Source organism: Streptomyces sp. NPDC056883 (assembly GCF_042788835.1).
Lineage (GTDB): Bacteria > Actinomycetota > Actinomycetes > Streptomycetales > Streptomycetaceae > Streptomyces > Streptomyces stoeckheimensis.
Window position 1 is genome coordinate 268069 of the sequence record NZ_JBHUBS010000003.1, and the last position, 12125, is coordinate 280193.

A 12125-nucleotide genomic window follows, 5' to 3' on the forward strand; every position below is an offset into this window, starting at 1 on the left:
ACCGGCATAAATTCGGGTGATCGCGTGCGGTGCCGGCTGGGATGCTCTCGGCATGACCTCAGTCGGTACCGCACGCTCCGCCCGTCCGGCGCGGCCCAGTCTCTACATTTCCGTCGACGTCGAAGCCGACGGGCCCATCCCCGGGCCGTATTCGATGATCAGTTTCGGGGCCGCCGTGGCCGGGCGGCAGGATGCCGCTTCGTATACGGCCGCCGACCCGGAACGGGACACCTTCTACCGGGAGTTGCGCCCCATCAGTGAGGCGTACGTGCCGGAGGCGCTCGCGGTCAGCGGGCTGGACCGGGACCGGCTGGTCCGCGAGGGCACCGAACCGGCCGTCGCCATGGCGGAGTTCCGCGCCTGGGTGCGGGAGGTCTCGGTCGGGGCGCAGCCGGTGATGTGCGCCTACCCGGCCTCCTTCGACTGGACCTTCCTGTACTGGTACTTGATGAGCTTCGGCGGCGACAGCCCCTTCGGCCACTCGGGCTGCCTGGACATGAAGACCCTCTACGCGGCCAAGGCCGGGGTCCCGCTCCGCGCCGCCGTCAAGGGCCGCATGCCGCGCGAGCTGCTCTCCCGGCGGCCGCACACCCATCACGCCCTGGACGACGCCATCGAGCAGGCCGAGCTGATGAGCAACCTGATGACGTGGGTGCCGCCCGGCCGGCCCTAGCCCGCCAGTTCCGGCAGGAGGTCGCGGAGGGGGGTGCGGGTGCCCGAGGTGTAGGCCGTGCGGAAGGCCTGGGGGGTGAGGCGGGCTCGGACCGTTTGCTGGACGCGGGGGGCCGAGGCCGCGTGCGGGCGGGTGCGGGAGACCGCGCCGAGGAGCCGGGCGGCTTCGGCGTAGCGGCCCTGGTCCGCCTCCAGTTCGGCGAGGAGCTCCACCGAGAAGGCCTGCCCGAGGGTGTCGTCCAGCGCGAACTGGGTCCGCAGCGCGCTCAGCAGTTCTCTACGGGCCTGCGCCGGGTGGCCCTCGTGGCGCTGGACCAGGGCGTGGGCGTAGCTCACCCAGGACCGGGCCCACAGGTCGGCCGAGCCGTCCGGCGCGCCGCCCGGCGGGCCGTCCTCGACCGGGACCGAGGCCGGGTCCGTACGGGCGACCGCCAGGGTGTGCGCGGCGCGCAGGGCTTCCCGGCCGGGGCCGAACTCCGGATCCGCCGGAAGGAGTTCCAGTCCCTCCCGGTACTCCTCCGCGGCGTCCTCGTACCGGTCCTCCCACAGCGCGATGGTTCCGCGCAGGTGCGCGAGGTACGCCAGGCAGGCGTCCTCACCCTCGTGGACGGCCTCCTTCCACGCCTCCACCAGCAGGGGGTCGGCGCCGTCCGCCTCCCCGAAGGCGGCGACCAGCCACGCCGCGAGCCACAGGGCCCGGGCGGGCCGGGGCGCCGGGTGCACGGCCAGGGCGCGTTCCACGTGTCTGCGCCCCTCCGCCGCCATCCCGCACGCGGACCACAGGAACCACAGGGACACCGCGATCTCCAGGGCTGCGCCCGGTCCCCCCGCGGCGAGCGGGTTCATCGCCGCGCGCAGCTCGGGGAGCTCCCGCAGGGCGAGGGCGCGCGCCTCGCGCTGCGCACCGGCGCGCCACAGCTGCGCAGCCCGCTCCGCCACCACCCGACAGCGCTCGCGGTGGCGCCGGGCCGTCGTCGCGCCGTCCCCGGCGGGTCCGTGCGCGAGCCGCCGGGCCGCGTAGGCCCGTACGGACAGCGGCAGCCGGTAGCGGCCGGGCCCGGCGTCCGCGAGCAGGCCCGGGGCCAGCCGGAGCAGTGCCTCGACGGCCGTGTCCGGGGTGAGCGCCCCGAAGCCGCACACCTCGGCGACGGCCGCCCTGTCGAAGGAGCCCGCGAAGACGGAGAGCCGCTCCCAGAGCAGCCGTTCGGCGGGCGAGGCCAGCCGGAGCGAGCGTTCGGCATCGACGCGGGTGCTGCGGCCCGCGCCCCCGGCGAGGAAGCCCAGCGGGTCGGAGCCGAGTCTGCGGAGCGCCTGCGCGGGCGCGTACTGGTGCGAGCGCCCCGCCGCGAGCTCCAGCGCCCCGGGGATCCCGTCGAGCGCCCGGCACAGCGCGGCCACGGCGCCCGCGTTGCGGTCGGTCAGCTCGAAGAAGGGGTCCGCGCCGCGCGCCCGCTCCGCGAAGAGCCGTACGGCCGCGTACCCGGCGACGTCCGCCACCGGGAACCGCCGGGTGGGGTCGGGCGCACCGTGCCCCGGCAGGAACGACGGAAACGACGGGACCGACGACAGCGGCTGCACGGAGGGCGCGGTCGGCACCGACAGCGGCGGTACGGCGAGCACCGCTTCCCCGGCGATCCGCAGCCGCCGCTGCGAGGTGGCCAGAATCCGTAGCCCCGGAAGCCGCAGCAGCTCGGCCGCGAGCCCCGCACCGGCCTCCCCCAGCTGTTCGCAGCCGTCGAGCACGAGCAGCGTCTCACGCCCCGCCAGGCGGTCGGCGAGCTCCCCCAGGAGGCCTCCCCAGCACCGCTCGGGCAGGCCCGCGAGCTCCACCCAGACGGCATCCAGGCCGTCCCGGTCGCCCAGGGCGCGGACGGTGCGCACCGCGAGCCGGGTCTTGCCGATGCCGGCCGGTCCGGTGAGCGTGACCAGGCGTTCCGTGGCGAGCAGGGCAGCGAGGGCGCTGAGCTCCCGTTCCCGCCCGATGAAGCTCGACAGTTCGGCGGGCACCGCCTGCCGCACGCCCGAGCCGGCCTCCCCCACACATCCTCCTGCTCTGTCCGACACGTGCGCACCGTCATGTGGTCAACAGTTGAACGCACAAAGAGAGATGATCGGCTCATAATCCCGTTGTCCCGTCACCGACCGGGAGAACCACCAAGGGGAGGGTATGAACTCGGCCATTTCCGCCATCGACGACACGGATCGGGCACTCGTCCACGCACTCCAGCTCGCACCCCGCGCGAGCTGGGAACTGCTGGGTCCGGTCCTCGGCGCACGCCCGGACACCCTGGCCCGCCGCTGGGAGCGGCTCACCGGGTCCGGCGAGGCGTGGCTGAGCGGACTCGGGCTGCGCACCGGCGTCACGAAGCCCTGCATGGCGTGGGTGGAGGTCACGTGCACCGCGGGCACCTCGCCCTCGGTGGGGGACGTGCTCGTGGCGGACCCGCACGCCCTGGGGATCGAGCACACCACCGGGAGCCGGGACCTGCTCGTCTTCGTGGCGGTACCCGACCTGCCGACCCTGTACGCCTACCTGTCCTGCCGGGTGCAGCGGATCCCCGGCGTGGTCGGCACCCGCACCTCGATGGTGACGGCGGTGCACTACGCCCCCGACCGCTGGCGCCTGGACCAGCTGACCCCGGCCCAGATCGGCCTGCTGACCCGGCGGACCCGGCGGCCCGCGGCTTCCGCCGCCCCGGACCGGCCGGCGGTGGCGCCGCTCCAGGAGGAGGACCGGCCGCTGGTCATGGCCCTGGCCTCGGACGCGCGGCGCACCGTGGCCTCGCTGGCCCGGGAGTTCCGGATGAGCGAGTCGACCGTACGGCGCAGGCTGGCGCGGCTGGAGGGCGGGCAGAGCCTGCGCTACAGCTGCGCGCTGGCCTCGGCGCTGTCGGGCTGGCCGGTGTCGGCGACGCTGTGGGCCGAGGCCTCCGAGTTCGAGCTCGCCGACTGCGCGGCGGTCGCCGCCGGGCTGCGCGAGACCCGTGTCTGCATGTCCGTCAGCGGCCCCTGGAACTTCATGATCAGCGCCAGGCTGCGCACGGTGGAGGACCTCTCCCGCTACACGGCGGAGCTCACCCGGCGGCTGCCGGGCCTGCGCATCACGGACTCGGCGGTGGCCCTGCACGTCCGCAAGACCGAGGCCCAGGAACTGGACCGCCGCGGCCACCGATTGCGTACCGTCACCCCGGACATCTGGTCGGACCCGGTACCCGGCCACCCCGGCCCCGCCGGCGTTTGAGGCACAGGGTCCGGGCGGAGCCCCGGGAACCCCGGCCGGAGCCCCGGGCCGGCCCAGCGTGCCCCCGTACGGGAATCCGTACACGCGCATGCGGCGGTGCGGACGCCAACCCCGCAGTGGGTGACGTACGCACCGCCGCATACCGCGCACCGACCGGGAACAGCCCGGTCAGTGCACCAGTACCGGATCCGGGGCGGCCGCGGCCGATCCCTTCTTGGCACCGAGGTGGTTGAAGGCCAGGTTCAGCAGGATGGCCACGACACAGCCGGTGCTGATGCCGGAGTCGAGGACGACCAGCAGGTCCTCGGGGAAGGCGTGGTAGAAGCCGGGGGCCGCGATCGGGATGAGGCCTATGCCGAGCGAGGCGGCGACGATCAGGGCGTTCTCGCCCGTCTCCATGGCCGCGCCGGCCAGGGTCTGGATGCCGCTGGCGGCCACCGAGCCGAAGAGGACGATGCCCGCGCCGCCGAGGACCGGCAGCGGTACGACTCCGATGAAGGAGGCGGCGATCGGACACAGGCCCAGCAGGATCAGGATGCCGCCGCCGGCCGCGACGACGAACCGGCTGCGGACCTTGGTCATGGCGACCAGGCCGATGTTCTGCGCGAAGGCGCTGCACATGAACCCGTTGAACAGCGGGCTGAGCGCGCTGCCCAGGGTGTCGGCGCGCAGGCCGCCCTCGATGGTCTTCGCGTCCGCCGGACGGCCGACGATCTTGCCCAGCGCGAGGATGTCGGCGGTGGATTCGGTCATGCACACGAGCATCACGATGCACATGGAGATGATCGCGGCGACCTGGAACTGCGGCGCCCCGAAGTGGAACGGCGTCGGGAAGCCGATGAAGTCGGCGTTCTTGACGGCGTCGAAGTTCGTCATGCCCAGCGGCAGCGCGATGAGCGTGCCGGCGACCAGGCCGAGGAGGATGGAGATCTGCTGGAGGAAGCCGCGCAGGAACTTGCGCATCAGCAGGACGATGACGAGGGTGACCGCGGCCATGGCGATGTTCTTCATCGAGCCGTAGCCGGCGGCGTGACTGTTCCCGCCCTGGGACCAGTTGAAGGCCACGGGGAGCAGCGAGACGCCGATCAGGGTGATGACCGTACCGGTGACGACCGGCGGGAAGAACCGCACCAGTTTGCCGAAGTACGGGGCGGCGAAGAAGCCGAGGATTCCGGCGACGATGATCGCGCCGAAGATGATCGGGATGGCGTTGTCGCCCTCACCCTTTCCGATGGCGATCATCGGGGTCACGCCGGCGAAGGAAACGCCGTTGACGAAGGGGAGTTTGGCGCCGATCTTCCAGAAACCGAGGGTCTGGAGGAGGGTGGCGAGTCCTGCGGTGAAGAGCGAGGCGCCCATCAGAAAGGCGGTCTCGGTGGCGGAGAGGCCGACGGCCGGTCCGACGATCATGGGCGGGGCAACTACACCCGCGTACATGGCGGCTACGTGCTGGAGGCCGCTGGTGAACATCTTCAGCGGGGGCAACGTCTCGTCGACCGGGTGCTTCCCCCCTGAGTCGTCCGAGGCCTGCGGTACTGCGACTGCGTCTGCGTCTTTGCGAAACCTGGGCGCCTGGGCCACGGCTTCCTCCGAACTGTTTAACACGCCGGCAGGGACGTGATGTGTCTGGGAGGTGATGCGAAAGCTGTACGAGTCGAGCTCTGTATGGAGTTGTGAGGGTGCTGCGGGTACTGGTGTTGCGAATGCTTGTCCCAAGGGGTGCGGAAACGATTCGCCCGAGTCGTTTCCACGCCGGGCGGCCCGTGAGCCGCCGGTGAGGAAGTCAAAAGTGAGCTGGAGGTGCCGTAGCAGTGGCGCGGTACACGAGCTGCGGGGCTCATGGCACGAGCTGCGGGGCTCATGGCACGGGCTGCGGAGCAACGGGCACGAGTCACCGCTCCCGGGGCGCCCTGGGAAAAACCTCGGGCGCTACCCGGGAACAGCTGCCGTGGACCCCGCTCGGGTCCGCGGCCGCCGGCCGGGGGCCGTCCCCCCCGGCCGGACTCCGTGGGATCAGGCCTGCGCGGAGATCCGCGCGAGGCGCTGGGCCTCTTCCCGAGTGGACACGGCGATGGCGTCCTCATCGGCGAAGAGCAGACGGTTGTTCTCGACGATCTGCTTGCCGTTGACGAACGACGCGGTGACCGGGGCCGCCGCACCGAAGACCAGCGCCGTGACCGGGTCGGCGATCGAGGAGTGCAGGAGGGTGTTCAGGTTCCAGAGCACCAGGTCGGCGCACTTGCCGACCTCGAGCGAACCGATGTTCGAGGCGCGGCCGAGGACCTGGGCGCCACCGAAGGTACCGAGGCGCAGGGCCTGGCGGGCGTTGAGCGCGCGCTCGCGGTGGACCGGGTTCAGGCGGTTGATCAGCAGCGCGTTGCGCAGCTCGGTGTGCAGCTCACCGGACTCGTTCGAGGCGGTGCCGTCCACGCCGAGGCCGACCGGGACACCGGCGGCGAGCATGTCCGGGACGCGGGCGATGCCGGCGGCCAGACGGGCGTTGGAGGACGGGCAGTGCGCGACACCGGTCTTGGTGCGGGCGAACGCGGCGATGTCGGAGTCGTTCATGTGGACGCTGTGCGCCATCCACACGTCCTCGCCGAGCCAGCCGGTCGACTCGAAGTAGTCGGTCGGGCCCATGCCGAACAGTTCCTTGCAGAACTGCTCTTCCTCGACGGTCTCCGAGCCGTGCGTGTGCATGCGCACACCCAGGCGGCGGGCCATCTCGGCGCCCTGCTTCAGCAGCTCGGTGGAGACCGAGAAGGGGGAGCACGGGGCGACGGCGACCTGGGTCATCGCGTCGAAGGAGGCGTCGTGGTACTTCTTCACGGTCGCCTCGGTGTCCGCGAGGGCACCTTCGAGGGTCTCGACCGCGTGGTCCGGCGGCAGGCCGCCGTCCTTCTCGCTGCGGTCCATCGAGCCGCGGGCGAGGGTGAAGCGGACACCCATCTCGGACGCGGCGCGGATGATCGACCCGGACAGGTCGCCCGAACCCTTGGGGAAGACGTAGTGGTGGTCCATCGCGGTGGTGACGCCACCCTTGGCCATCGCGGCGAGGGAGCCCTGCGCGGCCGTGTACGTCATCTGCTCGTCGATGCGCGCCCACGTCGGGTACAGCGCGACCAGCCAGTTGAAGAGGTTGTGGTCGGTGGCCAGACCACGCGTGATCCACTGGTAGAAGTGGTGGTGCGTGTTGACCAGACCGGGAGTCACGAGGTGTCCGGTGCCGTCGATGCGGCGGACGACGTTCTCGAGGTTCTCGGGGGCCTTGCCCGCGCCGACGAACTCGATCTTGTTACCGGCGAGCACCACGTGACCCGAGGCGTACTCGGTGTCGTTGGCGTCAACGGTCGCAATCGCACAGTTTTCGATGACGATGCGCTCTACGGCGCTGTCATTGGCTGCCGATGCTGCCATGGGACTTCCTCGTGCTTTCAGTGGCGGTGCGGGCACGGCAAAACCCAGGGGATTTGAGTGCCGGAGCCGGGGGCCTTGACAGCTGACAGTACTGCCGCCCCGTGTGGTGCGTCCGGGTGCCGATTCAGGAAGTTGAAAGTGTTGGACGTGCTGACGGGTGTCGCGCCGCCCCGGGGCCACTGCGGAGCCCCGGGACGCGCGTGCCACATCAGAGGTTGGTCATGTCCACGGGGATACGGGCGTCTACGCCGTCGCGGAGGACCGTCGCCTCGATCAGACCGTACGGACGGTCCGCGGCGAAGTAGACCTCGTTGTCGTTCTTGAGACCGAAGGGCTCGAGGTCGACGAGGAAGTGGTGCTTGTTCGGGAGCGAGAAGCGAACCTCGTCGATCTCCGAACGGTGGTTGATGATGCGCGAACCCATCTGGTACAGGGTCTGCTGCAGCGACAGGGAGTAGGTCTCCGCGAAGGCCTGGAGCATGTGCTTCCGGGTCTCGGCGTAGGACTTCTCCCAGTTCGGCATCCGCTGGTCGTCGTCGGACCAGCTGAAGCGCCAACGAGCCGAAACCTGGGTCGCCAGGATGCGGTCGTAGGCCTCCTTCAGGGTCGTGTACTTGTCCTTCACGTAACCCCAGAACTCGGAGTTCGTGGAGTTCATGACGACGAGGTCCTTGAGGCCGGAGATGACCTCCCAGTTCTTGCCGTCGTACGTGATCTGGGTGACGCGGGTCTCGCCGCCCTCGCGGACGAAGGAGTGGTTCACCTCGTCGGAGCCGATGAACTTCGAGTTGGCGTCCGAGGTGGCGATCCGGGACCAGGAGTACTCCTCGATCCGGATGCGCGCCTTCTGGATCGGCTCCTGGCTGTTGACGAACCAACGCGCCAGGTGGATGCCGAACTGCTCGGCGGACTCGATGCCGTACTCCTTGGCGAACGCGTACACCGTGTTCTTGGTGGTGTCCGTCGGAAGGACGTTGGCGTTCGAGCCGGAGTAGTGGACGTCGTCCATGTCGCCCGAGAGGGCGACCGAGACGTTCAGGTCCTTGATGTGGTGGGTGTCGCCGTCCCGCGTGATCTTGACAACGCGGTTCTCTGCTTTGCCGTACTGGTTCTGGCCCAGAATGGTGGCCATGCTAGCTCCCTCGGTAAACGGAGTAGCCGAACGGGTTGAGCAGCAGCGGTACGTGATAGTGCTCGCCCGGGTTCACCGCGAAGGTGATGGTGACCTCGGGGAAGAACGCACCGCTGTCCCTTACGCGGGGGGCGTCCTGCTGTGCCTCGGCGGCTTGCTTCTTGGAGAAGTACGTCTCGGTCTCGAAGTCGAGACGCACGTGGGTGGTGCCCTCCGGCAGAGCCGGCAGGTCCTTGCAGCGCCCGTCCGCATCGGTGGCGGAGCCACCCAGGGCCGCCCACTCACCGTCGAGACCCGTACGGGCCGACAGGGAGATCGCGACGCCTTCGGCGGGCTTTCCGATGCTGGTGTCCAGGATGTGCGTGGACACCGACGCGGTGGTCTCAGTGCTCATGCTCGGTCTTACTCTCCTTCTACGGATTCCACGAGACGGGTCAGCCGAATCCGGTTGATCTTGACGAGCTCGCCACGAGCGATTTCCCGCTCCTGTTCCGGCGAGTTCTCGATCCGGACCTTGACCGCGTCCCGCATGAACTCACCGGTCGCACCGGTGGCGCAGATGAGGAAGACGTGGCCGAACTTCTCCTGGTAGGCCAGGTTCAGTTCGAGGAGCTCGGACTTGAGCTCCTCCGAGGCACCGGCCATGCCACGCTGCTCGCGGGCGGAGGTCGGGTCTCCCGGCTTCGGCCGGCCGATCGGCGCGTGTCCACCCATCGCCTCGCCCAGGTCCTCCGCGGTGAGCTCGGCCATGGCGGCCTCGTTCGCGGAGAACAGGGTGTCGACGCTGGTGAAGGGGCGCTGGGCGAGCAGCTTGCTGCCCCATGCCGAGCTGGCACACACCTCGTGCAGTTCGGCCGTGGCCGCACTGTCGTCCAAGGCGTTGAACCGGGTGAGACCCGGGGTCGGACTCGAAGTCACGGTAGGCCTCCGTGGCCTGTTGTTGCTTTGACGGGCTGCGCATAGCTAACGCCCTCGACAACACGGCGTCAACACTTTGTTGAAACTTCCCGTACACAAAAGCCGCCGCCCGGGTGAATTGGGCGGCGGCTCGTCACGGTGAGTCAATCAGGATTCACTCTTGGTTGGTCCCGGTGGACCCTTTGGGAGTGTTTGAGTCCCGGTTCAAGTAGTTGTAGACCGTGAAGCGACTCACGCCCAGGGCCCCCGCGACCGTCTCCACACCGTGCCGGACCGAGAAGGCGCCGCGCGCCTCCAGTATCCGCACGACGTCCTGCTTGGACTTCCGGTCGAGCTGGGACAACGGTACGCCGTGCCGGCGCTCCAGCGCCGCCAGGATGTGGTCCAGCGAGTCGGAGAGCTGTGGGAGCCGTACGGCCAACAGGTCCTGACCCTCCCAGGCGAGCACGACGTCGTCCGGCTGGGCCAGGGACGGATCCATCAGCTCGCCGCCCATGGCGTCCACCAGCGGCTTGACCGCGGCGACGAACGGGTGGTCCCGGGGCTCGGTCATGGCGTGTCCTCCCCGATCACATTGACCTGGAGCGAGACGCGCGTGGCTCCGGCCTCCAGGGAGTTCCGCAGCAGCGCGGTGACCGCGGTCAGCACCGCTTCGGACTCCCCCTCGGCGGTGTTGCCGAACGGGCCGACATCCACCGCGTCCAGCTGGGCCGTCTGGATGACCTCGCGAGCGGCTACGGCATGGGCAGGGGCCTCTTCTAGATCGAAGGGCTCGGTCGTGAACTCCACTCTCAATCGCACGCCGCTCAAGCTACCTGGCAGTCCGGACTTTTCGGGAGGCGGTACTTGACAACCGGGCCGCCCTGCTTGCAGTCTTCCATCAGGCAGAAACTAACTTCCGCAATACGGAAGGAGCGCACACCCCTCATGGGATACACGGACCAGCGCTTCGATGTAAATCTTTCGATCCTCTTCACGGAACTCCCGCTCCTGGAGCGTCCCGCGGCAGCCGCCGCAGCGGGCTTCACGGCGGTCGAGCTGTGGTGGCCCTGGATCGAGACCCCCACCCCCGCTCAGGAGGAGCTCGACGCCCTCAAGACCGCTCTTGAGGACGCCGGCACCCAGCTGGTGGGCCTGAACTTCTACGCCGGCCAGCTGCCGGGCCCCGACCGCGGTGCGGTATCGGTTCCCGGTGAGGAGTCGGAGCGCTTCAACGCCAACATCAACGTGGCTGCGGACTTCGCCGCCTCGGTCGGCTGCAAGGCGCTGAACGCCCTCTACGGCAACCGCGTCGAAGGCGTGGACCCGGCCGTTCAGGACGAGCTCGCGCTGAAGAACCTGGTCGTGGCGGCTCAGGCCGCGGACCGCGTCGGCGCGATCCTCCTGATCGAGACCCTGAACAAGCCCGAGTCGCCGCTCTACCCCCTGGTGAGCGCCCCGGCCGGCATCGAGGTAGTGGACAAGGTGAACGAGGCCACCGGCCTCGGGAACGCCAAGTTCCTGCTCGACCTGTACCACCTGGCGATGAACGATGAGGACCTCTCCGAGGTCATCGAAAAGTACGCCGCCAAGACCGGACACGTCCAGATTGCGGACAAGCCGGGACGAGGTGCCCCCGGCACCGGCGAGCTGCCCCTCGAAGAGCTGCTCGACCAGCTCCAGAAGGCCGGCTACCAGGGCTTTGTCGGTCTCGAGTACAAGGCCGCCGACGCCGCCGCCTCCTTCGCGTGGCTGCCCGCCGAGGCCCGCGCCGCGAAGTAAGCGGAAAAGTCCGGGCGAACAGCCAGGCACCTGACGAACTTTTCGTACGAAGCATTAAGAGAAGGACCCTCATCATGAGCAACCTCCCCAAGATCGCATGGGTCGGCCTCGGAATCATGGGCTCGCCCATGGCCGAGAACCTCCTGAAGGCCGGCTACTCGGTCACCGGCTTCACGCTGGAGCAGGACAAGCTGGACCGCCTGGCCGCGGCCGGTGGCGCCGCCGCCGGTTCGATCGCCGAGGCCGTCAAGGACGCCGACGTGATCATCACGATGGTGCCCGCCTCCCCGCAGGTCGAGGCCATCTCCTACGGTGAGAACGGCATCCTCGAGAACGCCAAGTCCGGCGCGCTGATCATCGACATGTCGTCGATCACCCCGCAGACCTCGATCGACCTGGCGAAGAACGCCGCCGCCAAGGGCATCCGCGTCATCGACGCCCCGGTGTCCGGTGGCGAGGCCGGTGCCATCGAGGCCGTCCTGTCGATCATGGTGGGTGGCGAGCAGGCCGACTTCGACGAGGCCCTGCCGGTCCTCGAGGCCCTCGGCAAGGTCATCGTCCTGTGTGGCCCGCACGGCTCCGGCCAGACGGTGAAGGCTGCCAACCAGCTCATCGTCGCGGTGAACATCCAGGCGTGCGCCGAGGCCGTCGTCTTCCTCGAGAAGTCGGGCGTGAACCTCGAAGCCGCTCTGGACGTGCTCAACGGCGGTCTGGCCGGCTCCACGGTCCTGACCCGCAAGAAGGCCAACTTCCTGAACCGCGACTTCAAGCCCGGTTTCCGGATCGACCTGCACCACAAGGACATGGGCATCGTCACCGACGCCGCCCGCAACGTCGGTGCGGCCCTCCCGGTCGGCGCGGTCGTCGCCCAGCTGGTCGCCTCGCTGCGCGCCCAGGGTGACGGTGGCCTGGACCACTCCGCGCTGCTCCGCGCGGTCGAGCGCCTCTCCGGCGCCCAGATCTGAGCTCCGCTCCGATAGGCGG

At 69.7% G+C, this 12125-nt stretch carries 12 protein-coding genes; 4 read left to right on the top strand and 8 right to left on the bottom strand.

Features of this window, described 5'->3' with window-relative positions; genetic code table 11:
* The first annotated feature begins 52 nt into the window (after window positions 1–52).
* A complete protein-coding gene (locus ACFRU2_RS10265) occupies window positions 53–673 on the top strand; it encodes a 3'-5' exoribonuclease domain-containing protein (protein WP_382970190.1) in 621 nt (206 codons plus the stop codon).
* On the opposite strand, the gene ACFRU2_RS10270 is transcribed toward ACFRU2_RS10265, so the two are convergent.
* Entirely contained in the window at window positions 670–2712 is a 2043-nt protein-coding gene (locus ACFRU2_RS10270; RefSeq protein WP_382970192.1) for an ATP-binding protein, read from the bottom strand. The two genes, ACFRU2_RS10265 and ACFRU2_RS10270, sit on opposite strands and share 4 nt — an antisense overlap.
* 127 nt (window positions 2713–2839) lie before the next feature.
* Here ACFRU2_RS10270 and ACFRU2_RS10275 point away from each other — a divergent pair, with 127 nt between their 5' ends.
* On the top strand, window positions 2840–3913 hold the full coding sequence (locus ACFRU2_RS10275; protein WP_382970195.1) for an Lrp/AsnC family transcriptional regulator: 1074 nt from the start codon (window positions 2840–2842) through the stop codon (window positions 3911–3913).
* 168 nt (window positions 3914–4081) lie between these two features.
* Here ACFRU2_RS10275 and ACFRU2_RS10280 read toward each other — a convergent pair whose 3' ends face one another.
* The 7 genes from ACFRU2_RS10280 to ACFRU2_RS10310 form a co-directional block, all read right to left on the bottom strand.
* The gene (locus tag ACFRU2_RS10280; protein ID WP_382970824.1) at window positions 4082–5494 is read right to left on the bottom strand and encodes a nucleobase:cation symporter-2 family protein; all 1413 of its coding nucleotides are present in this window, start codon (window positions 5492–5494) and stop codon (window positions 4082–4084) included.
* A gap of 432 nt (window positions 5495–5926) precedes the next feature.
* Window positions 5927–7330, bottom strand: a complete 1404-nt coding sequence (locus tag ACFRU2_RS10285) for an 8-oxoguanine deaminase (RefSeq protein WP_243339131.1) — start codon at window positions 7328–7330, stop codon at window positions 5927–5929.
* A 208-nt stretch (window positions 7331–7538) separates the two neighbouring features.
* Window positions 7539–8462, bottom strand: a complete 924-nt coding sequence (pucL, locus tag ACFRU2_RS10290) for a factor-independent urate hydroxylase (protein WP_382970198.1) — start codon at window positions 8460–8462, stop codon at window positions 7539–7541.
* A gap of 1 nt (window position 8463) precedes the next feature.
* A complete protein-coding gene (gene uraH / locus ACFRU2_RS10295; protein WP_250740538.1) occupies window positions 8464–8856 on the bottom strand; it encodes a hydroxyisourate hydrolase in 393 nt (130 codons plus the stop codon).
* Between the two features lie 8 nt (window positions 8857–8864).
* Entirely contained in the window at window positions 8865–9380 is a 516-nt protein-coding gene (uraD, locus tag ACFRU2_RS10300) for a 2-oxo-4-hydroxy-4-carboxy-5-ureidoimidazoline decarboxylase (RefSeq protein WP_274550194.1), read from the bottom strand.
* A gap of 154 nt (window positions 9381–9534) precedes the next feature.
* Window positions 9535–9933, bottom strand: a complete 399-nt coding sequence (locus tag ACFRU2_RS10305) for a helix-turn-helix domain-containing protein (RefSeq protein WP_250740543.1) — start codon at window positions 9931–9933, stop codon at window positions 9535–9537.
* Window positions 9930–10181, bottom strand: coding sequence for a thiamine-binding protein (locus ACFRU2_RS10310; protein ID WP_250740545.1), 252 nt, complete (start codon window positions 10179–10181; stop codon window positions 9930–9932). The genes ACFRU2_RS10305 and ACFRU2_RS10310 overlap by 4 nt, the downstream gene beginning before the upstream one ends.
* Window positions 10182–10307: 126 nt before the next feature.
* Here ACFRU2_RS10310 and ACFRU2_RS10315 point away from each other — a divergent pair, with 126 nt between their 5' ends.
* Complete coding sequence (locus ACFRU2_RS10315) at window positions 10308–11141, top strand: TIM barrel protein (RefSeq protein WP_243339126.1); 834 nt, start codon at window positions 10308–10310, stop codon at window positions 11139–11141.
* 74 nt (window positions 11142–11215) lie between these two features.
* The gene (locus tag ACFRU2_RS10320) at window positions 11216–12106 is read left to right on the top strand and encodes a 2-hydroxy-3-oxopropionate reductase (protein ID WP_382970204.1); all 891 of its coding nucleotides are present in this window, start codon (window positions 11216–11218) and stop codon (window positions 12104–12106) included.
* Window positions 12107–12125: the final 19 nt, after the last annotated feature.

Excerpts from the sequence above, each read along its gene's own strand:
- ACFRU2_RS10265 (WP_382970190.1), top strand. The coding sequence starts at position 53 with ATGACCTCAGTCGGTACCGCACGCTCCGCCCGTCCGGCGCGGCCCAGT.
- ACFRU2_RS10275 (WP_382970195.1), top strand. The coding sequence starts at position 2,840 with ATGAACTCGGCCATTTCCGCCATCGACGACACGGATCGGGCACTCGTC.
- ACFRU2_RS10285 (WP_243339131.1), bottom strand. The coding sequence starts at position 7,330 with ATGGCAGCATCGGCAGCCAATGACAGCGCCGTAGAGCGCATCGTCATC.
- pucL (WP_382970198.1), bottom strand. The coding sequence starts at position 8,462 with ATGGCCACCATTCTGGGCCAGAACCAGTACGGCAAAGCAGAGAACCGC.
- uraH (WP_250740538.1), bottom strand. The coding sequence starts at position 8,856 with ATGAGCACTGAGACCACCGCGTCGGTGTCCACGCACATCCTGGACACC.
- ACFRU2_RS10305 (WP_250740543.1), bottom strand. The coding sequence starts at position 9,933 with ATGACCGAGCCCCGGGACCACCCGTTCGTCGCCGCGGTCAAGCCGCTG.
- ACFRU2_RS10315 (WP_243339126.1), top strand. The coding sequence starts at position 10,308 with ATGGGATACACGGACCAGCGCTTCGATGTAAATCTTTCGATCCTCTTC.
- ACFRU2_RS10320 (WP_382970204.1), top strand. The coding sequence starts at position 11,216 with ATGAGCAACCTCCCCAAGATCGCATGGGTCGGCCTCGGAATCATGGGC.